This is a genomic window from Pseudomonas fluorescens NCIMB 11764, assembly GCF_000293885.2.
GTDB lineage: Bacteria > Pseudomonadota > Gammaproteobacteria > Pseudomonadales > Pseudomonadaceae > Aquipseudomonas > Aquipseudomonas fluorescens_B.
Genome location: NZ_CP010945.1, coordinates 5419546 through 5438985 on the forward strand (window position 1 = coordinate 5419546; position 19440 = coordinate 5438985).

The following is a 19440-nucleotide window of genomic DNA, read 5'->3' on the forward strand; positions in this document are numbered from 1 at the left end:
CAGCACCTTGGAGCTTAGTGATGGGGTACGCCTCATGTTTCAGCACAGACCGAGGGTTCACCGCGGGAATATTGGAAGCGGTTTTCGCGGTGAGCGAAAAGTCTGGGGCAAACTGACTTCATTCGAATATGGCTATTCCAGAGCACCATGTTTGCGCCGCTGATGATTATTCCTGCTATTGGAATCCGCAAAACACATATAGCAACTCGAGCAGTCATAAGGCTTTTCCAGGGTGTGTGTTCGTCTGTGGCGCGTCAAAGTAGTACTTTCTGCAAAACCTTGATGGCAAAACTCGCAGACGTACGGCTTTTCTCCGGTGTGAGTTCGTCTGTGGCTCGTCAAAGCACCATTTGTTGCAAAACCTTGATGGCAAAACTTGCAGACGTACGGCTTTTCTCCGTTGTGAGTTCGTCTGTGGCTCGTCAAAGCATCGTTTCGCGCAAAATCTTTGCCGCAAGTCTCACAGTGGTACGGCTTTTCTCCGGTGTGGCTTAGCATATGTCTCGTCAAATGCCTTTTGAGCGCAAAACTTTTTTTGCAAACCAAGCAATTGAAAGGCTTTTCTCCCGTGTGGGTTCGCATGTGCATATCAAAATTATGTTTTCTCTTAAACCCTTTCGGGCAATGCTGACAGCTGAACCGTATATTCCCGTCGTGCGCCTGCTCCGCGCCGGTCTCATATGCCGTACCGGGAAGGGCAGATGCAGATACGTATCCCGGGAACTGAGCAGGCAATGCCTGCGTTTGGGAGGCCGCTTGCCCGGAGCGGCTCAGCTCCTCGGCAAGGCTTCTCACCCGAGGCCCATCGTCCGCAGGGTTGCTCGTTAACGTTTGGAGAAATGCGGTTGGATCGATCACGTTCTCGCTCACGTGCCCAGATAACCCCACCACAAGTTCCATCACCGTTTGGTCATCTCCCCCGGGGTTGTATTTCAAATTACTGATGAATTGATCCAAGGTGTCATCCATCATCCGCCCATCAGCATCGGCATATCGCATCGGCGAGTTCCCGACAAAACAGTACCGGTTCAACCCGTCCACCTCTCCCGCCGGGTCCGGGTTGAGCCAGCCGTGTTGCCACGGCGCGTAATAGCGATAACCGTAGTAACTCAACCCGGTCACGTCGCATTCCTTGCCCGAGTAACCCGTGGTCTTGTACGACGCCTTGGCGGCGTGATGGGCCACCCACCACGCCCGACCACCAAACGGCAAATAGCCTTCCTCACTGATCACTGCACCCTCTTCGTCAAGTTCCAGTTGGCTGGAACGCAGGTGATCGCTGACGCTGTAACTCAAATGGTTGTTGTCGACGCCAGTCGGGGGAGTGCCGACCCAATGCCGCAGCCGCACCGTGTTGCGCCCGGCCTCGATCTCCAGCACATGCCGTTCGGCGCCATTGGCGGCGCGGTGGATTTCCAGCCCCGGCAAGTAACGTACGTCGGCGATCAAGCTGCGGTGTGAGGCCAGTGCGCAACGTACCTTGCGCAGGCGCTTGCCACCGCCGCCGTAGCGATACAGTTCACAGTCGTCCGGGCCGTCTTCACGGGTGACCGGGGACACCTGGCTCAGCTGGTTGCGCGCATCCCAACCCATCGCTTGCCCCCGCAGCAAATGAAGCTGATTGCCGTTACCGTCGAATTCGCGGGGGAAATCCGGCGCTGGATCGCCGTCGTACGCGATCACCCGACGGTTGCTGGCCGCGTCCACCGCCCAACGCCGGGTGAAGGGTTGCGCACCGAGGTGGCGCAGTTCCAGCAGGTTGCCGCTGGCGTCGTAATCGTATTCTTCGCGGTAGTTGACCAGCGCGTTCGGGTCGTTGGCGGCGCGGTAGACTTCGCGGCCGGTGGCGCGGGTCAGGCGGTACAGGCTGTCATAGATGTAGGTGCTGACGGGGTCGATGCGCTGGTTTTTGAAATGGGTGGTGGCTTTGGCCTGGTCGTCGATTTGCAGCGGGTTGCCAACCGGGTCGTAGGTGTAAAGCAGGTTTTGCAGCAAGGGTTGGTTGGGCAGGCCGGCGCTCAAGCGCAGCAGACGCGCGTCGTCCGGACTGAACTCGGCACGGGTAATCACGCCGTTGCCTGCCGTTTCCTGCTCGACCAGCCCCCCGGCGCTGTAGCCGAGATCGCTGACCAGCGTCACCTCGCCTGCACCTTGGCGCTGCAAGGAAACGGCGCGCAATTGCCCGGCGCAGGTGCGGCTGAACCGCCGGCGATTGAGCATGGCATCGGTTTGCGTCGCAACCTCGCCCAAGGCGTCGTAGGTCCAGCGACTGTCGAGGCCGGGCGCCGGTTCGAGCAAGGCATTGCGCGCGTCGATCTCCAGCGGCCAGTGCAACGGATCCAGCGACGTCAGAAAGTGGCTGCTCTCCAGCAACGGTTGGCCGCGCAGATCATAGTCGAGCATGTGCCGGGTAGTGCTCGGGTCGTCGTGGCGGATCAACTTGCCGCACTGGTTGCGAGTGCTGCCGCCGGGGCCGCCGTACTGGAAGCGTTCGACCACCCGCGGGGTTTCGTCCTCGAGTTGTTCGGTGACGGCGACCGGACGTAATTGCACATCGTAGTCGCGTTGCTGGCTGCTGCGACTGTTCCAGCGTTGCAGCCGCTGCCCCGCCGGGCCGAACAGCAACAGAGTCCAGCCCGAATCAACGCTGACGTTGAGCAACTCGGTGCTAGACAATGCGCGGACGGAGGTTCGATTCGGCCCACGCTGCTCGGCCCACAATCGCGGATCGAAGCGCTCGACTTCACGGCCCAACGGGTCGAACACCCGCCGGGTGATCTGCGGCTGCACCGGCTGTCCCGCGACCGAACGGTAGTAAGCCACCGCGCACACTGCCAAGCCTCGCGGGTCAAAGACTGCGAGATCGGGCGTGCCATTGTCGATGCGGAGGCTGTTCATGCCTATTGAATAACATGCGGCGTTGATGGCGGCTACTGACACAAATGACAGGTCTTTCAACTGGGCGCGCCTGCTTCGGTTGATGCCCTGCTGTTGCGCTTTCTCAATGAATGCCGGGCTTCGCGTTGCGCCGTTCGCTGGGCATTGCGCAGCAGGTGTTGAACGCCGCGGATGTCGAACAACTTGAGCCCGAGTTGGCCAGCATAGCCTTGGCCGGGACTCTGTTTCCCGAGCCGTCGCATATGGATGTCCCGCGCGTGCGGCGAGGTCCGGCTCGCGGATCCAAGGCTGCTGGTTGAAGTGATAGTTTGTGCTGCAAGGAACTCCTGACCGTCGCTGCATATCCTAAACTGTGTGGTACTTCCTTTACGCTTCACGCTTTCGGAGGACACCGTCATGCGCCGTCTGATCATCATCTCTTCCCTTGTGTTGTGCTTACCCTTCGGCTCGGCTTTCGCGAAAGTGGATGCGGGCGATGTCGCCACCTCCGCCGGGGTTTCCGCTTCGCTGTACTCGACCTTCAAGGACGACAAACTCATGATTCCCGCCCGGGATGACGCCTCCAGCTTCGTGGCCAGCGGCGGTGCGATTCGAGGCGTGTATCTGGAATCGGTCATGAAGCAGATTCGCCAGGACAATCCCGGGCTGAACGCCAGTGACGAAGACCTCGCCAGAGCCATTCTGATCCAGGACAGTGCCGCTGCCGGGCAATGAGGGCTGAAACGGGCGCGGTGGGGCCTGTAACACCTGGACAGGTGTTAACGGCCCTGCTTTGCTTTGCGGCTACTTTGCGCTTGTAGCGGATGAACGCGCCCATCCGGCAACGAGTTGTACGCTGATGCTGATGCCACCACACACCACGATCACCACATCATGGGCATCGGCGATTGCCGGGTGGTCCAGATAGCCGATGGCCAATGAAACACCGCACGCCGGCTCCACCAGCTGACGCAGGTCATTGGCGTAACGCACCACGCCCATGATCGCTTCGTCATCGCCGAGCACCACGCATTGGTGAGGGAAATCGAGGATGTGCTGCACCGGCCAGGCGGCCACTTGAGCGGCGCCGAGGGAGGTCGCCACGGTGTCGATGCGCGAAAGCCTGACGGGATGCCCGGCCTTGATCGCCGCCGAAAAAGACGCCGCTCCCGCGGTTTCGCAGGCGACGATGCGGCAATCCAGGCGGTCATGCCGAATCAATCCCGTGAGCAGGCCCGCCAGCAAACCACCACCCCCCACCGACGTCACCAGCGTATCGACTTGAGGGCAGTCCTCGAGAATCTCATCGATCATCGTGCTGTGCCCTTCCCACAACACCGGATGATCGAAGGCCGGCACGTATTCGGTGTCCGCCGCTTGTGAAAGCTCCTTCGCCCGTTGATTGGCGTCGTCCCAGACCTTGCCGTGAACGATTACTTCGGCACCGGTTTTGCGAATCCTCGCGCGGGTGCTTTCCGGGGTGGTGTGCGGCACCACGATGCAGGCTTGCAACCCCAGGCTGGCCGCCGCGACAGCGGTGGCGAAACCGGCGTTGCCCCCCGAAGGACAGACCACCTTGCGCTTGCCCTGGGCCTTTGCCTGGCTGCACAACAACCCCATGCCACGCAGCTTGAACGAACCGCTGGGTTGCAGGTTTTCCAGCTTGAGCCAGATCCGCCGAGTGGGGGTCGACAAGCCCGGGTGCAGGATAAGGGGAGTTCTGATGTGAAGCATGTTGGGCTCCTCGGTCGCACACCGACTTGTCGAGTGGTTCAACGAATCGGTGTGGAGCGCAATGCTGTTCACTTAAGCGCGCTCTTGGATCGTGCATACCTTTGTGGCGAGCGAGCTTGCTCGCGCTGGGCTGGGTAGCGGCCCCAAAAATCTGACAACTATTGCCGAGTTTTGTGAGTGCTACGCACTCAAGCGGGAGCAAGCTCCCTCGCCACAAGTTTCCTTTGATTCAAGACACTCTTAAGTGAACAATATTGCGGTGTTGTACGGTCCTTATCCAAGCTTAGTTCACCGCGGCCCGAGCTTGCCGTTTCAACGATAACGCGGTGCCGCCATGGAGTTGCCGAACAAGCCCGACAGGGTTTGGCGCTGGGCTTCGTGACGATCCCATTGCGAGCCGTCGTGCAGACCCGGAATAGTCACCACCTCTCCATTCGCGAGCCCTGCCAGCGCCGCATCGACCATGTCCTCGGCGGTCATGACGATTTCCTGCGGCAGGTTTTCCACCGGGTTGCCGGCCTCGCTCCAGAAATCGGTGGCGGTGGCGCCAGGCAATACGGCCTGAATACGAATGCCTTTGTCGGCCAGTTCATGGTGCATGGATTGGCTCAACCCCAGAACGAACGCCTTGGTCCCGCCATACACGCCATTAAGAATCTCGGGGGCAATCGCCACGATCGAGGAGATGTTGATCACGGTGCCGTTGCCACGAGCGACGAACCCGGGCGCTACCGCGTAGGCCAAACGCATCAGTGCGGTGACATTCAGGGTGATCATGTCTTCCATGTCATCCACCGGGCTCCCCAGCAGCGGCATGACAGCACCGACCCCGGCGTTGTTGACCAGCAAGGTGATGCTCGCGTCGGTGCGCAGAATCCCTTCGACCCGGCGCAGATCGGCCTTGTCTTTCAGATCGGCAGCGACGACTTCCACGGCGCGACCGGTTTCGTTGCTCAAGTGATTGGCCAAGGCGTTCAGCCTGGCCTGGCTGCGGGCGACCAGAATCAGATCGTAACCCTGACGCGCGAGACGATCGGCATAGACCGCGCCGATGCCGGAAGAGGCGCCCGTGATGAGGGCGGTGCCTTTGGATGAGAGAGCCATGTTCAGTGTCCTTCACAGTGAGGCGAGAGGTTCGCCGGGTGTGACCGTTATAAATTGACTGACCTTCGTCTCAAATGACGTTTAAAGTACGCTTTTGGGACATATCCATTGAGGGCCTATCGATGACTTCCGTGGCGTTTGTAGTGTTTGAGGGTTTTCAGACCATGGCGCTGGCGGCCATGCCGGTGTTCGAGTACGCCAACTTCAGCGCCGGCGAAGCGCTTTACGACGTCAGCGTACTGTCCGAGGACGGCCGTACCTTGCGTGCTTCCGGCGGTTTGAGTGTCGGCACCCAGGCGTTCGATGAGCGGGTGTTCGATACGGTGATCGTGGTCGGCGGCGATGCCATCCTCGAACAGGCGCCCGAGGGTGTGCTGGATTACCTGCGCGCCAGCGTTAAAACCGCGCGGCGCACGGCGTCGATTTGCTCCGGGGCGTTTGTCCTGGCCCAGGCCGGTTTGCTTGAGGGGCGCCGGGCGACCACGCACTGGGCTTATGCAAGGGAACTGCAAGCACGGTTTCCATCGATCAAGGTGGAAGAGGACCGCATTTACGTGATTGACGGTTCGATCTGGACTTCAGCCGGGATGACGGCCGGTATCGACCTGGCGCTGGCGATGGTCGAGAAGGATCACGGCCCGCTGCTCGCGCGCTCCGTGGCACAGAAACTGGTGATGTACCACCGGCGGGCGGGCGGCCAGTCCCAGCATTCGGCGCTGTTGGAACTGGAGCCGAAATCCGACCGCATCCAGACCGTGCTCGGTTACGCCCGGGAACACCTCGCCGAGGCGTTGTCGGTGGAACAACTGGCGGACGTGGCGCGCCTCAGCCCGCGCCAGTTCAGCCGGGCGTTCCGGGCAGAAACGGGACAATCGCCGGCCAAGGCCATCGAAAACCTGCGCCTGGAAGCGGCGCGACAAATGCTGGAGCGCGGGCGACTGAACCTCGATCAGATCGCTGCCGAATCCGGCTTCAGTGATCGCCGGCGCATGCGCGAAGCGTTTCTTCGGGCGTTCGGGCAGCCACCCCAGGTGATTCGGCGCAACGCCCGTTCGGCCTGAAGCGTTTATCCGCGCAGCCTGCGGCAGCTCCTACAATGAGGGGGCAGGTTCGCGTGTGGAGGTACGGATGAACATCTCGGCCAGACTGGCGTTTTTCGCCATCGTGAGCACCCTCGCCTACCTTGGGTTCGCCGTGTGGGGGATGGGCTCGTTTGCGGCGTTTTTCTCTCATTCGGCGTTGGTGGTCGTTGCCTTGGCGACCCTGGTGATGGCGATCGCGGCGCTGTTCTCCGAGGTCAATCTCAGCTCCGGCGAACGGGAAGACCGGGCCAATCGCTGGGTGCTGCCGGCCTTCGGGGTGATCGGGACAGTGAGCGCTTTTCTACCGGCCTACACCGACCGGATCGACGTTTGGACCTTCGGCGGTGAAGGCGTGCGCTGGCTCGGGGCGTTGCTGTTCATCGTCGGCGGTGTATTGCGCCTGTGGCCGGTGTTTGTGCTGGGCAAGCGTTTCAGCGGGCTGGTGGCGATTCAACCGGGGCACCGGCTGGTCACCGACGGGATTTATCGAACGTTGCGCAACCCCAGTTATCTGGGGATGTTAGTCAATGCCGTGGGTTGGGCGCTGGCGTTTCGTTCAGGCGTTGGCCTGTTGCTGGCAGCGCTGACGTTGATCCCGCTGATCGCCCGCATTCACTCGGAAGAAGCGCTGCTGCGGGCGCAGTTTGGCAGTGAATATGAGGCGTATTGCAGCCGCAGCTGGCGGTTGATACCCGGTGTGTACTGAACAAACCCATTCCAACATGGGGGGATTACGAATATCGCAGACGGATCCGGCCATCGCCGTCGACACCGCAGGCGATCGCTTCATAACTGACCATCGTCGCATGCGGCGTCTCGAGCGGATGTTCATGGGTCGAGGTGATGATCACAAGGTCTGCCCCCGCCGCCTCCGCCGCGAGAATGCCCACCGTGGCATCTTCGAAAATCAGGCAATCGGTCACTTCGACGCCCAACCGCCTGGCCGCCAATCGATACCCCGCAGGATCGGGTTTACCCGCGCTGACATCTTCCGCCGTGACCATCACCGCAGGCTCCGGAATCCCCGCCGCCGCCATCCGTCGCAGCGCCAGTGCCCTGGGCGCAGACGTCACGATCGCCCACTGACCGGCCGGCAGCGACGTCAGGAACTCCGCCGCCCTGCCTACCTCGACAATCCCCTCGACGTCCTCGATTTCCGCCTGGGTAATCCACGCCGCCTCAGCTTCGGCATCGACACCCGGCAAGGCCTGGCGGTTGACCGTGTCGATGGCCCGGGCGCCATGAATGGTCGGCAGAAAAGCGTCGACATCTACCCCGTGGCGCAAGGCCCAGGTGGTCCAGATGCGCTCGGCGGCGGCGATGGAGTTGAGGACGGTGCCGTCCATATCAAACAGAAAGGCACGATAAGGTTTGTTGAAAACCGAATATTGAGCTGACAAGGATGAGCGTCCTTTTACAAGAGCCAGGCGAGTTTTGCCGAGCAATGTAGCATTTGCGAGAGGGGTGGGCTCAACCGCGCGCTGATGTTCAGCCCACCGTCTTCGGCTTAAATGCAGCTGCCACGCCATCGAGCAATTGTCCCAGCGCCCAAGGCTTCTTGATAAAGGACACCTGATGCCTCACCCCGGACGATTCCGGCGTTTCGAAGCCGGACATGATCATGATCGGCTTGTCCGGCCAGCGGTCGCCAAACAGATTAGCCAGATCCGCGCCATTGAGTTTGCCGGGCATGGTGATGTCCGTGAGCAACAACCGTACCTCATCGGCGTGCTGCTCCAGGTAATTGGCGGCTGCATCCGCGCTGACCTGTGGTTCAACGACGAAACCCTCCTCCTGAAGAATTTCGCAGAGAAACTCCAGGATCAACGGGTCATCCTCAACCACAAGAATCAACCCGCCAGGAAGGTGCTCGCCCGCCATCGATTCTGGACACATGACTTTGCCACTCCCTGATCGCCTAATGATTTCGCGGGCTCAAACCCGCTGCTTACAGGTATGAGCAGCGGGCTCGGCGGAAATTCATTTTTGATACAGGCAAGTGAAAAAATCAGGCGTCCTGCAGAATCAGATCGGCGCCCTTCTCCGCCACCATCAGCACCGCTGCATGGGTATTGCCGGACGTCACGTTAGGGAAAATCGACGCATCGACAATGCGCAACCCGTCAATACCGTGGACTTTCAAACGCTTGTCCACCACCGAAGTCCGTTCATCCGCACCCATCGCGCAGGAACCGCACAGGTGATAGATCGAACCGCTGTTTTCACGGAAATACTGCAGCATCTGCTCGTCGGTTTCGACCACCGGGCCCGGCAGCACTTCTTCGACCGTGATGCCTTTGAGCGCCGGTGCCTGCATGATCTTGCGCATCAGCCGGCTGCCCTGGATCACCTCGTCGATGTCCTTTTGCGTACTCAGGTAATTCGGGTCGATCAAGGCCGCGTCACGGGGATTTTTCGACGCGATCTCGATGTGCCCGCGACTGGTCGGCCGGCACGGGTTGAAGCACAGCAGGAAGCCTGAATATGGTTCGGGCTTGAGGCTGGCCTTGTTGTTTTTCGGGATCTGGTACGACAGTGGGTTGAAGTACAGCTGCAGGTTCGGATGGCTCTGCTGCTCGCTACCCCGAAAGAAGCCGCCGGCCTGATTGACGCTCATCGCCAGTGCGCCCTTGCGGGTGAACAGGTATTTAAGGCCGAGTTTGAATTGCCCGAACAGCGAGCTCAGTTGATCGTTGAGTGTCGGGATGTTGGCCTTGTAGTAATAACTGGCGCACAGGTGATCCTGCAGATTCTGCCCCACCGCCGGCAGGTGTTTGACCAGCGCGATATTGTGCCTGGCCAGCAGCGCCTGATCGGCGACACCGGACAGTTGCAGAATCTTGGGTGTGTCCACGGCACCGGCACACAGAATGACTTCCTTGCTGGCGGTGAAGGTGCGCACCACGCCGTGCTGGGTCACCGATATACCGGTCGCCCGGCCGTTGTCGAACAGCACCCGATCCACCAGGGCGAAATGCTCGACGGTTAGGTTCGGCCGGCTCAAGGCCGGGTGCAGATGCGCAAAGCTGCTGGAACAGCGCTGGCCATTTTTGGTGTTGACGTCGTAGATCCCCGAACCTTCGAATGTCGGTCCGTTGAAGTCGTCGCTGTGCGGGTAGCCGAGTTCGTCGCAGCCCTTGATAAACACGTCGCAGATCGGATGGGTCTGGCCTTTCATCGGCGTGATGCTGATCGGGCCGCTGCCGCCGTGGTATTCGCTGTCGCCCAGGGGATGGTTTTCCAGTTTGCGGAAGTAGGGCAGCACGTCCTTGAAGCCCCAGCCCTCGTTGCCGTTGGCCGCCCAGTCATCGAAGTCATGGGCCTGGCCGCGGACGTAGATCATCGCGTTGATCGAACCCGAACCGCCCTGGACCTTGCCGCGCGGGGCATAGATTTCGCGGTTGTTCAGCTGCTTTTGCGGCTGGCTGTAGTACATCCAGTTGAACGTCGGGTTGTAATACATTTTGGCAAAACCGACCGGGACCTTGAACCACAGGGAACTGTCCTTGCCGCCCGCTTCCAGCAGGAGCACCGAATGTTTGCCCGAAGCCGAGAGCCGATTGGCGAGGATGCAACCTGCGGCGCCAGCGCCAGCGATGATGTAGTCGTATGTCATGCAGGGTTACCGCGTAAGTCGTTGTACAAAAAAACCGCCCGGCAGGTATGGCGTAAAACCTGGGGGGGCGAGCTTGCTCCCACGGGGACTGGGTTCACCCGCAGTGCCTGCCATGGGCGGCAAATCTTCAGCCTCGGGCTGGCGATGAGTCTTTGACGTCAGCCGGGGTCGGCGCCATTTGCAGGTGCAAACGCTCACCGGTGTACGGCGAATGCTTGCGCACCACGTCCATGTTCAGCTCTACGCCAAGCCCCGGTTCGGTGGACGGAATGATGTAGCCGTCCTCCCACTGCAACGGCTTGGTCAGGACTTCGGCGTGGAAACCGCCCCAGGTCATGATGCTTTCCTGGATCAGGAAGTTCGGCGTGCAGGTGGCCAGCTGGAAACTTGCCGCCGCGCCAATCGGCCCGTTGTAGAGGTGCGGTGCGATCTGCGCGTAATAGGCCTCGGCCATGCTGGCGATCTTTTTCGCTTCCAGCAGACCGCCACAACGGGCGACGTTCATCTGCAGGATCGACGCACCGCCCGCCTGCAACAGCTTGAAGAATTCGTATTTGGTGGTCAGCCGCTCGCCGGTGGCAATCGGGATGCTGGTCTTGGCCGCGACTTGCGCCATGGCCTCTTCCTGGCCCGGTGGCACCGGCTCTTCGAACCACAGCGGATCGTATTTTTCCAGGCGCTTGGCGAGGCGAATCGCCGAGGACGGCACCATTTGCCCGTGGGTGCCGAACAGCAAATCGCACTTGTCGCCCACCGCTTCGCGGATCTTGCGACAGAAGGTTTCGCAGCGATCCAGCACCTCCAGCGAGATCTGGTGCCCGGAGTACGCCGTATATGGCCCGGCCGGGTCGAACTTCACGGCGGTGAAGCCTTTGTTCATGTTCTCGATGGCGCATTCGGCCGCCAGGTCCGGGTCGTCGTAGTCGTACTCACCCTTGCTGTTGACCGGGTACAGGTAGGTGTAGGAACGCAGCCTTTCGTGGACCTTGCCACCCAGCAGTTCATACACCGGCTTGTTCGCCGCTTTGCCGATGATGTCCCAGCACGCCATCTCCAGACCGCTGACCACGCCCATCATGGTCAGGTCCGGACGTTGGGTGAAACCGCTTGAATAGGCCTGACGGAAGAAGCGTTCGATGTGGTGCGGATCGTGGTTGAGCAGGTAGCGTTCGAACACGTCTTCGATGATCGGCAGCATGGCTTTCGGGCCGAAGGTCGCAGCGTAGATTTCGCCCACGCCTTCGATGCCGCAATCGGTCTTGAGTTTGACGAACAGCCAGTACATGCCGCCGACGTGCGGTGGCGGTACAGCAACGATATGGGTTTCAAGGGCGACGATTTTCATCTCAGGCACCTGTCTTATTGAAAGTTTTACGATTGATACGAGCGCGCAGAGTCAGGGCCGCCAGGGTACCGAGCAGGCCGACGAAGGCGATGTAGCCGAAATACAGCTTGTAACCAAAAGCGCCGGGGAAATGCTCGGTGAGGTAGCCGTTGATCAAGGGAATGAACGCGTCGGGCATATAACCGACCACCGAGACAATGCCGATTGCCAGGCCGGTGATGCGCAGCGGGATGTTGCAGGTGTCGAGGATCGCCCAGTACAAACCGCGAATGGCGTAGGTCATCAGGCCGATGAAAATCACCGTGCCGATCAACAGGCCCATGCTGTTGAGTGCCGGGAACACGATCAGGCCGACCATCGCCAATGTCGCGAGGAACAGCGCCACGATCAGCACCGAAATGTTGGAAAACCTGTCACCGAGCCAGCCACCGCCGATCCCGCCAATCGGGCGCATCCACAACTTGATGGTCGTGATGGTGCCGGCCATGACGGCGGTCATGCCGCCGCCCTGCAGATAATCGGAGAAACTGTAGGTGGCCCAGAAGATGTGATAACCGCAGAACACGATGGCCGTCACCAGCCACAACTCGGGGATTTTCACCAGCGTGGCCAGGTCGCTGAGCAGGTTGTATTTGCCCTTCTCCACCGCCGCGGTGCTGTCCATCGACTTCGGGTCCTTGATCAGCACCAGCACACAGCCGATGGCGATACAGGTGAAGGCATAGAGGTAAACCACGTGCTTGAAGCCTTGCGCCGCCGACTCGCCACGGGTTTCGGTGGCGAAGGCAAACAGCCCCAGCGCAACGGTCGCCAGCAACGCTTCGACCAGGCCGCGACCGCCATCAAGGATGCCGAAGAACCGGCCTTGCTCGGTGTGATGGGCGATCATCTTCACGCGCTTGAGCACCGAGGCCCAGAACGTCAGGCCGGTGGTCAGCCCCCAGCAACCGAAGATGATCATCAGCCCGGTCAGCGACGGCGCAGTGGAATACCAAAGGCCCAATGCACCGGTAGCAACCAGCGAGAAGAAAATCAGAAAACGCGGGGCGATGCGGTCGGCCAGCCAACCGCTCGGCAAGTAGCTCAGGAGGAAAATCGTACCGAGCATCGAGTACAGATAACCCAGCTCGCTGTGGTTGATCTGGAACACCTCGAGCATGGTGGTCTGGTAGACCTGACGCAGGTACAGGATCGGGTAGATCGCACCGGCGGCCAGCACCAGGAGCATCAGTTGGACATAGCGACTTCCCTTGTCACTGTGGCTTTTTGAACCCGCGTTCGAACCCTGAACAGCGGCAGCAGTGGATGCATGCTTGGACATTGATGTGACCTCGGGCAGCCCGGTGACCGGGCGCCCCTGATAATTGTTTTTATGGGTGCAGCGTGAGGCGTTTTACCGGTGGATCAATACTTCATGACCACAAGCCGGGTCTGAGTGAATTCGAGCATGCCGTGCTTGCCGTCATCGCCGCCCAGGCCCGAGCGTTTCCACCCGGCGTGAAAGCCCTGGTACGGGTCCGCCGGGGTGCGATTGACGTACAACTCGCCGGCTTCAATGGCGTTGGCGACTTTCATCGTGGTGCGGTAGTTCTCGGTGTACAGCACCGACGACAGGCCAAACTGATGGTCGTTGGCCAAGGCCAGCGCTTCGTCGATGTCGCGGTACTTGAGCACCGGCAGCACTGGACCGAAGATTTCTTCCTGGACGATTTCCATGTCCTGACGGCAGCCGCTGAGCAGGGTCGGCGGGTAGAAGTGACCTTTGCCCTGCGGAATAAAACCGCCTGTTTCCAGTACAGCACCGGCGGCGACGGCGCGCTCGACCATGGCGTGGATGTTCTGCTGCGCACTGGCGTTGACCAATGGCCCCATCCGACTGGCGTCGGTGGCGCGGTCGCCGAATGTCACGGCACTGATTTTACTTTTGAGCAAGGCGAGGAATGGCTCGTAGATGCTTTCCTGCACGTAGACCCGCTCCACCGCCGTGCACAACTGACCGCAGTGGGTGGTCTTGGAGGCAACAATCGCTGTGGCGGCGGCTTCAAGGTCAGCATCGGCTTCGATGATCGCCGGGGTCTTGCCGCCCAGTTCCAGCGACGGCTTGGCGATGTTGGCCTTGCAGTAATCGAGCACGATACGCCCGGCGTTGACGCTGCCGGTCAGGGTGATCAAGCCGACGGCCTTGTGCGTGCAAACGGCAGCGGCGGTGGCGTGGTCCATGGTCAGGATGTTGATCACGCCCGCAGGCATGGTGGATTGCTGCACAGCCTTGGCGATTTCGAACGCGGACGTCGGTGTGTTGTTGCTTGGACGCACGACCACGGTGTTGCCGGCAATCAGCGCCGGGGCAATTTTGCGCAGCAACGTATAGACCGGGTAGTTGAACGGAATCAGGCACGCGACTACGCCAATCGGCTCGCGGTGCAGGAACAGGCTTTCGTTCGGGGCGTCGCTGGGAATGATCTCGCCTTCGATACGACGCGCCCATTCGGCGTGGTAGCGGGTGATCTGCGCGGCGTAACGGGCTTCGTTGCTGGCGTCAGCGACGCTCTTGCCGGATTCGGCGGCCAAGGCTTTACCGATGTTCTCGGCACCGGCATCGAGTGCATCGGCAAGCGAACGCAGGTGTTCGGCACGCTCGATGCTGGTGAGTGTGGCCCAGGCTTTCTGTGCCGCAGCGGCCGCTTCGACTGCGGCGGTGGCTTCATCGGCATTGGCCGCTGAAACATGGCCCACCAGCGCTTCGGTCGCGGGGTTGTACACCGCGATCAGCGCTTCGCTGGCGGGTTCGATGAAGTGGCCGTTAACAAAATTTCGCTCGAGTCGCATGTGCATCGCCCATCGTTGTTTTTATCCAGTGAGATGCAGTCTTGGCATCTGACCGGCATTGAACAAACGATTTATTGAGCGATGTAACATTCAAAAAAAGAATGTTATATCCAGGTCGACGCAGAACCCTGCGGGAGAGGGCTTGCCCGCGATGGCGGCGGCACATCAGCCTCTTTTTGACTGACAGATCGTTACCGCGGGCAAGGGTGATCAGAGAGCAGCGGTCGAGGGTTCAAGCTGCCGTTGCGCCAACCAGATCTCCTCCTGCAACCACTGACTGAACACCTGCAATTGCGGCATCTGCGTCTGCTCCGGCCGGGTCACCAGCCAGTAGGACTGGTGGCCTTCGACATGCACGTTGAGCACCTGGGTCAACTGCCCGCTGGCCAGTTCCGGGGCGACCATGTGCCAGTCGGCAATAGTGATGCCCAACCCGTCGGTGGCCGCGCGGATCGCCAGGTCCAGCAAGTCGAACTCGTAGCCGCCCTGGGTATCGACGCCGGTGATGCGCGCCGCGTCCAGCCAGTGTTTCCAGGTCAGATAGCGCTGGTCTTCCCGGGCGAGCACGTGCAGCAGCGTCAGGCGATTGAGGTCGATGCCCTGCTCGCTCCATTCCCGCGCATACAAGGTCGGTGCGCACACCGCGATATGCCGCTCCTGAATCAGCAGGGAGCTGTCCATGCCATCCCATTCCCCGTCGCCGAACCGGATCGCGCAATCCAGCGTGCTGGTTTCCGCAAGGCTGTCCTGCAAGCGCGTGGTGATGCTCAGTTCCAGCTCCGGATGCTTCTCGCGCAACCGGCCCAGACGCGGCATCAGCCAGCGATTGGTAAAGGTCGGCGGCGCGTTGATGTGCAGGCGATTGGAATGGGTTTTCTGCTGGATGCTGCGTACCGTCAGCTCGATCTTGTCGAAGGACTGATGCAGCGCCCGCAGCAGAATGCGCCCGGCGCTGGTCAGTTCAAGGTGATGGTGACGGCGCTCCAGCAAGCTTTCGTCGAGCTGTTCCTCCAGTTGCCGCACCTGGCGACTGACCGCACTCTGAGTCACGTTCAACAGTTCGGCGGCGCGGGTGAAGCTGCCCGTGCTGCCGGCCACTTCAAAGGCTTTCAGCGCGTTGAGGCCGGGCATTTTGCGTTTCATGGAAGGCTCTCAAGGTGGATGACAAGGCGTAAAGCATCCCACGCCGACGATGAATTGTCCTACAGGATTTTCCCAGTAACATGCATTTGATGAAGGTTTCGACGCATTTTTTATCGTTTGTTCAACGCAGCGCTGATGGCAAGACTGGCCAGCATCTCTAATAAAAATAAACGAGAGCTGACCCATGCCCCTCCCTGCTTCCCTGCGCCTTAGTCCGTCGTACCTCGCTCTGCTCTGCACCTTTGCCGCGCCCGCCATGGCGGTACAAGTCACCGACAACCTCGACCTCGGCGGCGCCGTTCGCGCACGCTGGGATTACGACCCCGACCGCGACATCCAGAAGTTCGGCCTGGACACCGTGTTCCTTAGCGCCAAGTACAACTCCGACAGCTGGATCGGTGAGGCTCAGTACCGTTTCTACGGACGCTCCTACCCGTACCAGTACACCAAGGACTACGGTGATATTCAGTTCGCCAAGTTTGCGTGGGCCGGTTACAAGTTCAACCCCGACCAGCAAGTACAGGTAGGCCTGAACACAGTGCCATTCGGTTTGCAGCCCTATTTCGGCAGCACCTTCTACGAAACCCTGGGCAACGTCATCGGCCTTGAGGATGTGCAGCAGATCGGCGCCAAGTACATCCAGCAAAGTGGCGACTGGAACGTCCAGGCCGGCTATTACCTGCGCCCGGCGTGGCAAGGCAAAGGCACCAGCAAGGGCGTGACCTACTCCAGCGTGGTGTCCGGGGCCGACAGCTACGTCGGCGATGGCAGCGACAACCAGGAACGCAACACCGTGGTGCTACGGGTGGCCAAGTCGCTGGACCTGGGGCCCTGGAAATCGGAAGTCGGGATCTCCGGCCTGACCTCGACCCTGGAAAACAAGGACACCGACAACGACGGCCGACGCAACGCCGTGGCCGTGCACTACCTGGGCAAGAACGGTCCGTGGGGCGTGCAATTGCAAGCGGCGCGGCAACAGATGTCGCCGCGCAACGCCGGCACTGATGAAGTGGTAACGCTGGGTGGTTATGACGGCACCTACAACGTCGCCAGTCGCGGCAACCTGTACGTGGCGGACCTGAGTTATGACGTGGCCGGCAAGTACCTGTTCGACCAGATCAGCGGCGTGAAGCTGTACGCCAACTACAGCGCCTTCGACAAATCCGCCGACGAGTTCAAGACCTCGCAACGGATGATTCTCGGTACCTCGTTTTCCTTCAGCAAACTGTGGATCGCGACTGAGTGGCTGTATGGCAAGAATGATCCGTACATTGGTGGCAGCAGCTACACCCAGAGCCTGGGCGCTGGCGGGACTGATCATTGGGAGAATCAGTTGTACATGAACATTGGGTATTACTTCTGATCCAGGATTTTTTGTCGCCTCTAAGTACGCCATCGCGGGCAAGCCCGCTTCCACAGGTTCGGTGATCCTTGTGGGAGCGGGCTTGCCCGCGAAGACGTCCGCCCGAACACCACTTGCATCAGCCCCTTGCTAATAGTCAGATAGGCATTACAAAACCATCCAAAAACAACAAACCAGGCCTCTGCCATGCGTCAACTGCCCTCGCTCAACATGCTGCGCGTTTTCGAAGAGGTCGCGCGGCATCGCAGTTTCAGCCAGGCGGCGCTCGGTCTGAACGTCACCCAGGGTGCGGTGAGTCGCCAGATCAAACAGCTCGAAGACTACCTCGGCGTCGCACTCTTCATCCGCACACCCCAGGGCCTGTCCCTGACCGAAACCGGCAGCGCCCTCTCCCCACACCTCGCGGAAGCCTTCGACCACATCGAACGCGCCCTGCAAGCCGTGCGCGTGCCCAACCTGCGTCAACGCCTGCGCATCCTCGCGCCACCGACTTGGGCCACGCGCTGGTTGTCGGCGCATTTGCGCGTGTTTTGCCAGCGCTATCCGGACATCAGCCTGAGCGTGACCAACCAGGCCAGCCACGACAGCCTTGCCGAAATCGACTGCCACATCCGCTTCGGCCTCGAAGCAGCCACCCACTGCAGCAGCCAATTGCTCGTGATGGAACGGCATATCGCCGTGGCCAGCCCGGAGCTGTTCAACGATGGCCAGCCACCGGATCTGCGGCAGTTTCCGTTGCTGCACATCCTGCATGACGGCAAGCGCCTGAAGGTCTGGGAAAACTGGCTGGCGGCGATGGGCCGGGATGATGTCGATGCGGACCAAGGGCTGGAATTCAGCACGCTGGATCAGGTGATCCACACTGCGCTGGCGGGCGGTGGCCTGGCGGTGATCGACCGGCAGATGATCGAGAAGGAACTGGCCAATGGCAGTTTGTTGCCGATCACCCCCGTGGAAGTGATCGGGCCGTATGGCTATTGGCTGGATGTGGCGAACGACAAACAGGGGTTGTCGAAAGTGCGGTTGTTTACGGATTGGCTGGGGTTGGTCAGTAATCCCTGAAACAGTGATATTCCCCCTGTGGGAGCGAGCCTGCTCGCGATGAGGGCATTACATTCAACATTGATGTTGACTGATCCACCGCCATCGCGAGCAGGCTCGCTTGTATGTTTAGACTTGAAGGGGTGGGTGGGACTAAAGCTCGTCATCTGACTCTGACCAGTACAGACCGTGGGAGACTTCGTCCCACCCCTTCACCTAATGCGCCGATAAGGAATGCATCGGCTCGGACCGACGATAGAAACAAGCCAGCGCAACGGTGAACCCCGTCAAGTATCTAAACCCTAGCTCGGAGGGTGTGCCATGACAATCCTGGATTCGCAGGTGGTCGTCGGTGTGGATGTGGCGAAGGACGAGATCGTTATCTATCGATCCGACCTGGAAAAGACCCTAAATATCGCGAACAAGCGATCAACCTTGAAGCAATGGCTCAAGACGCTGCCAGCGCACAGCGCTATCGCGCTAGAAGCGACCAATATCTATCACCTTGATACAACGGAAATGGCCCATGAAATGGGCCATGACGTTTACGTCATCGATGGCAGTCGCCTCAACAAATACCGCGATGGAATAGGCATGAGGGCGAAAACAGATACGTTGGATGCCGAGCTGCTGGCCCGTTACTTGAGCCGCGAATCCGACAGATTGAGGATCTGGAATCCGCCACCGAAGGCTTACACACAAATGAAAAGCCTGCTTCGCCGTCGGGCTCAGTTGGTCCGGGCCTGTGTTGCACTCAAGCAGAGCTGGAAAAACGAATCCTTGCTGAAAGAGCACTTCAACCAGCTTCTGGCCGCCATTGCCCAGTTCGAAAAGATGATTCAGAAAACGCTCAAGGAAATTGCTGAGGAAGGTGGGATTGATGATCAGGTGAAGCGTTGCCAGGCCATCGAGGGCGTAGGGCTCCTGACGGCCACCGCAGCGGCCACTGCTTTTATGCGTGGGGAATTTGCCAACAGCGACGAGTACGTCGCCTTCCTCGGCATGGATCCGCGTGTGAGGCAGTCAGGACAAAAGGATCAAAAGCGCCGACTCTCTAAACGAGGGGACTCGGAGTTCCGGCGCTTGTTTCACAATAGCGCTATGGCTGCCAGCCGTTCGCCGACCTGGAAGCCGTACTACGAACGCTATCTGGCCAGAGGTCTAAAAGGCACTCAGGCCTTGGTTATCCTGGCACGCAAGCTGGCCAGAGTGATGTTTGCCCTGATGAAAAACCAAACCGAATACAAGCCAAATTCTATGTTTGGGTGTTCCCCCCAAACATAGAATCTCCCACATTTGATCCGTC

Annotated in this window: 16 protein-coding genes; 6 read left to right on the plus strand and 10 right to left on the minus strand. The window is 60.0% G+C overall.

Annotated features, from left to right (window positions below; all coding sequences use genetic code 11):
• Positions 1-132 precede the first annotated feature (132 nt).
• Entirely contained in the window at positions 133-2898 is a 2766-nt protein-coding gene (locus B723_RS24650) for a C2H2-type zinc finger protein (protein WP_031319003.1), read from the minus strand.
• A gap of 396 nt (positions 2899-3294) precedes the next feature.
• Between B723_RS24650 and B723_RS24660 the strand changes: the two genes are divergently transcribed.
• A complete protein-coding gene (locus B723_RS24660; RefSeq protein ID WP_017339414.1) occupies positions 3295-3612 on the plus strand; it encodes a DUF2388 domain-containing protein in 318 nt (105 codons plus the stop codon).
• A gap of 69 nt (positions 3613-3681) precedes the next feature.
• Here B723_RS24660 and B723_RS24665 read toward each other — a convergent pair whose 3' ends face one another.
• Positions 3682-4611 carry a pyridoxal-phosphate dependent enzyme gene (locus tag B723_RS24665; protein WP_017339415.1) on the minus strand — a complete coding sequence of 310 codons (930 nt, stop codon included), beginning with the start codon at positions 4609-4611 and terminating at the stop codon, positions 3682-3684.
• 312 nt (positions 4612-4923) lie between these two features.
• On the minus strand, positions 4924-5715 hold the full coding sequence (locus tag B723_RS24670; protein ID WP_017339544.1) for an SDR family NAD(P)-dependent oxidoreductase: 792 nt from the start codon (positions 5713-5715) through the stop codon (positions 4924-4926).
• Positions 5716-5837: 122 nt separating this feature from the next.
• On the opposite strand from B723_RS24670, the gene B723_RS24675 reads away from it, so the two are divergent.
• Positions 5838-6776: a GlxA family transcriptional regulator gene (locus tag B723_RS24675; protein WP_017339545.1), complete on the plus strand. Its 939-nt coding sequence runs from the start codon at positions 5838-5840 to the stop codon at positions 6774-6776.
• Between the two features lie 67 nt (positions 6777-6843).
• A complete protein-coding gene (locus B723_RS24680; RefSeq protein WP_017339546.1) occupies positions 6844-7503 on the plus strand; it encodes a methyltransferase family protein in 660 nt (219 codons plus the stop codon).
• A 25-nt stretch (positions 7504-7528) separates the two neighbouring features.
• Here the strand turns inward: B723_RS24680 and B723_RS24685 are convergent, their stop codons facing one another.
• The 7 genes from B723_RS24685 to B723_RS24715 all read right to left on the minus strand — a co-directional run bounded on the left by B723_RS24685 (position 7529) and on the right by B723_RS24715 (position 15730).
• A complete protein-coding gene (locus tag B723_RS24685; protein ID WP_017339547.1) occupies positions 7529-8197 on the minus strand; it encodes an HAD-IA family hydrolase in 669 nt (222 codons plus the stop codon).
• 88 nt (positions 8198-8285) lie between these two features.
• Positions 8286-8693: a response regulator gene (locus B723_RS24690; protein WP_031319014.1), complete on the minus strand. Its 408-nt coding sequence runs from the start codon at positions 8691-8693 to the stop codon at positions 8286-8288.
• Positions 8694-8805: 112 nt separating this feature from the next.
• Complete coding sequence (locus tag B723_RS24695; protein ID WP_017339549.1) at positions 8806-10413, minus strand: GMC family oxidoreductase; 1608 nt, start codon at positions 10411-10413, stop codon at positions 8806-8808.
• Between the two features lie 127 nt (positions 10414-10540).
• Positions 10541-11758 carry a mandelate racemase/muconate lactonizing enzyme family protein gene (locus B723_RS24700; RefSeq protein WP_017339550.1) on the minus strand — a complete coding sequence of 406 codons (1218 nt, stop codon included), beginning with the start codon at positions 11756-11758 and terminating at the stop codon, positions 10541-10543.
• Position 11759: 1 nt separating this feature from the next.
• Positions 11760-13079, minus strand: a complete 1320-nt coding sequence (locus B723_RS24705) for an MFS transporter (RefSeq protein ID WP_017339551.1) — start codon at positions 13077-13079, stop codon at positions 11760-11762.
• An 83-nt stretch (positions 13080-13162) separates the two neighbouring features.
• A complete protein-coding gene (aldA, locus tag B723_RS24710) occupies positions 13163-14587 on the minus strand; it encodes an aldehyde dehydrogenase (RefSeq protein ID WP_031319015.1) in 1425 nt (474 codons plus the stop codon).
• A 210-nt stretch (positions 14588-14797) separates the two neighbouring features.
• The gene (locus B723_RS24715; RefSeq protein ID WP_017339553.1) at positions 14798-15730 is read right to left on the minus strand and encodes a LysR substrate-binding domain-containing protein; all 933 of its coding nucleotides are present in this window, start codon (positions 15728-15730) and stop codon (positions 14798-14800) included.
• A 184-nt stretch (positions 15731-15914) separates the two neighbouring features.
• Here B723_RS24715 and B723_RS24720 point away from each other — a divergent pair, with 184 nt between their 5' ends.
• The 3 genes from B723_RS24720 (at position 15915) to B723_RS24730 (ending at position 19418) form a co-directional block, all read left to right on the plus strand.
• Positions 15915-17093, plus strand: coding sequence for a hypothetical protein (locus tag B723_RS24720; RefSeq protein ID WP_017339554.1), 1179 nt, complete (start codon positions 15915-15917; stop codon positions 17091-17093).
• A gap of 186 nt (positions 17094-17279) precedes the next feature.
• On the plus strand, positions 17280-18155 hold the full coding sequence (locus B723_RS24725) for a LysR substrate-binding domain-containing protein (RefSeq protein WP_017339555.1): 876 nt from the start codon (positions 17280-17282) through the stop codon (positions 18153-18155).
• Positions 18156-18455: 300 nt separating this feature from the next.
• Positions 18456-19418, plus strand: coding sequence for an IS110 family transposase (locus tag B723_RS24730; protein WP_017341458.1), 963 nt, complete (start codon positions 18456-18458; stop codon positions 19416-19418).
• Positions 19419-19440: the final 22 nt, after the last annotated feature.

Excerpts from the sequence above, each read along its gene's own strand:
- B723_RS24650 (WP_031319003.1), bottom strand. The coding sequence starts at position 2,898 with ATGAACAGCCTCCGCATCGACAATGGCACGCCCGATCTCGCAGTCTTT.
- B723_RS24660 (WP_017339414.1), top strand. The coding sequence starts at position 3,295 with ATGCGCCGTCTGATCATCATCTCTTCCCTTGTGTTGTGCTTACCCTTC.
- B723_RS24665 (WP_017339415.1), bottom strand. The coding sequence starts at position 4,611 with ATGCTTCACATCAGAACTCCCCTTATCCTGCACCCGGGCTTGTCGACC.
- B723_RS24670 (WP_017339544.1), bottom strand. The coding sequence starts at position 5,715 with ATGGCTCTCTCATCCAAAGGCACCGCCCTCATCACGGGCGCCTCTTCC.
- B723_RS24675 (WP_017339545.1), top strand. The coding sequence starts at position 5,838 with ATGACTTCCGTGGCGTTTGTAGTGTTTGAGGGTTTTCAGACCATGGCG.
- B723_RS24680 (WP_017339546.1), top strand. The coding sequence starts at position 6,844 with ATGAACATCTCGGCCAGACTGGCGTTTTTCGCCATCGTGAGCACCCTC.
- B723_RS24690 (WP_031319014.1), bottom strand. The coding sequence starts at position 8,693 with ATGTGTCCAGAATCGATGGCGGGCGAGCACCTTCCTGGCGGGTTGATT.
- B723_RS24695 (WP_017339549.1), bottom strand. The coding sequence starts at position 10,413 with ATGACATACGACTACATCATCGCTGGCGCTGGCGCCGCAGGTTGCATC.
- B723_RS24700 (WP_017339550.1), bottom strand. The coding sequence starts at position 11,758 with ATGAAAATCGTCGCCCTTGAAACCCATATCGTTGCTGTACCGCCACCG.
- B723_RS24705 (WP_017339551.1), bottom strand. The coding sequence starts at position 13,079 with ATGTCCAAGCATGCATCCACTGCTGCCGCTGTTCAGGGTTCGAACGCG.
- aldA (WP_031319015.1), bottom strand. The coding sequence starts at position 14,587 with ATGCGACTCGAGCGAAATTTTGTTAACGGCCACTTCATCGAACCCGCC.
- B723_RS24715 (WP_017339553.1), bottom strand. The coding sequence starts at position 15,730 with ATGAAACGCAAAATGCCCGGCCTCAACGCGCTGAAAGCCTTTGAAGTG.
- B723_RS24720 (WP_017339554.1), top strand. The coding sequence starts at position 15,915 with ATGCCCCTCCCTGCTTCCCTGCGCCTTAGTCCGTCGTACCTCGCTCTG.
- B723_RS24725 (WP_017339555.1), top strand. The coding sequence starts at position 17,280 with ATGCGTCAACTGCCCTCGCTCAACATGCTGCGCGTTTTCGAAGAGGTC.
- B723_RS24730 (WP_017341458.1), top strand. The coding sequence starts at position 18,456 with ATGACAATCCTGGATTCGCAGGTGGTCGTCGGTGTGGATGTGGCGAAG.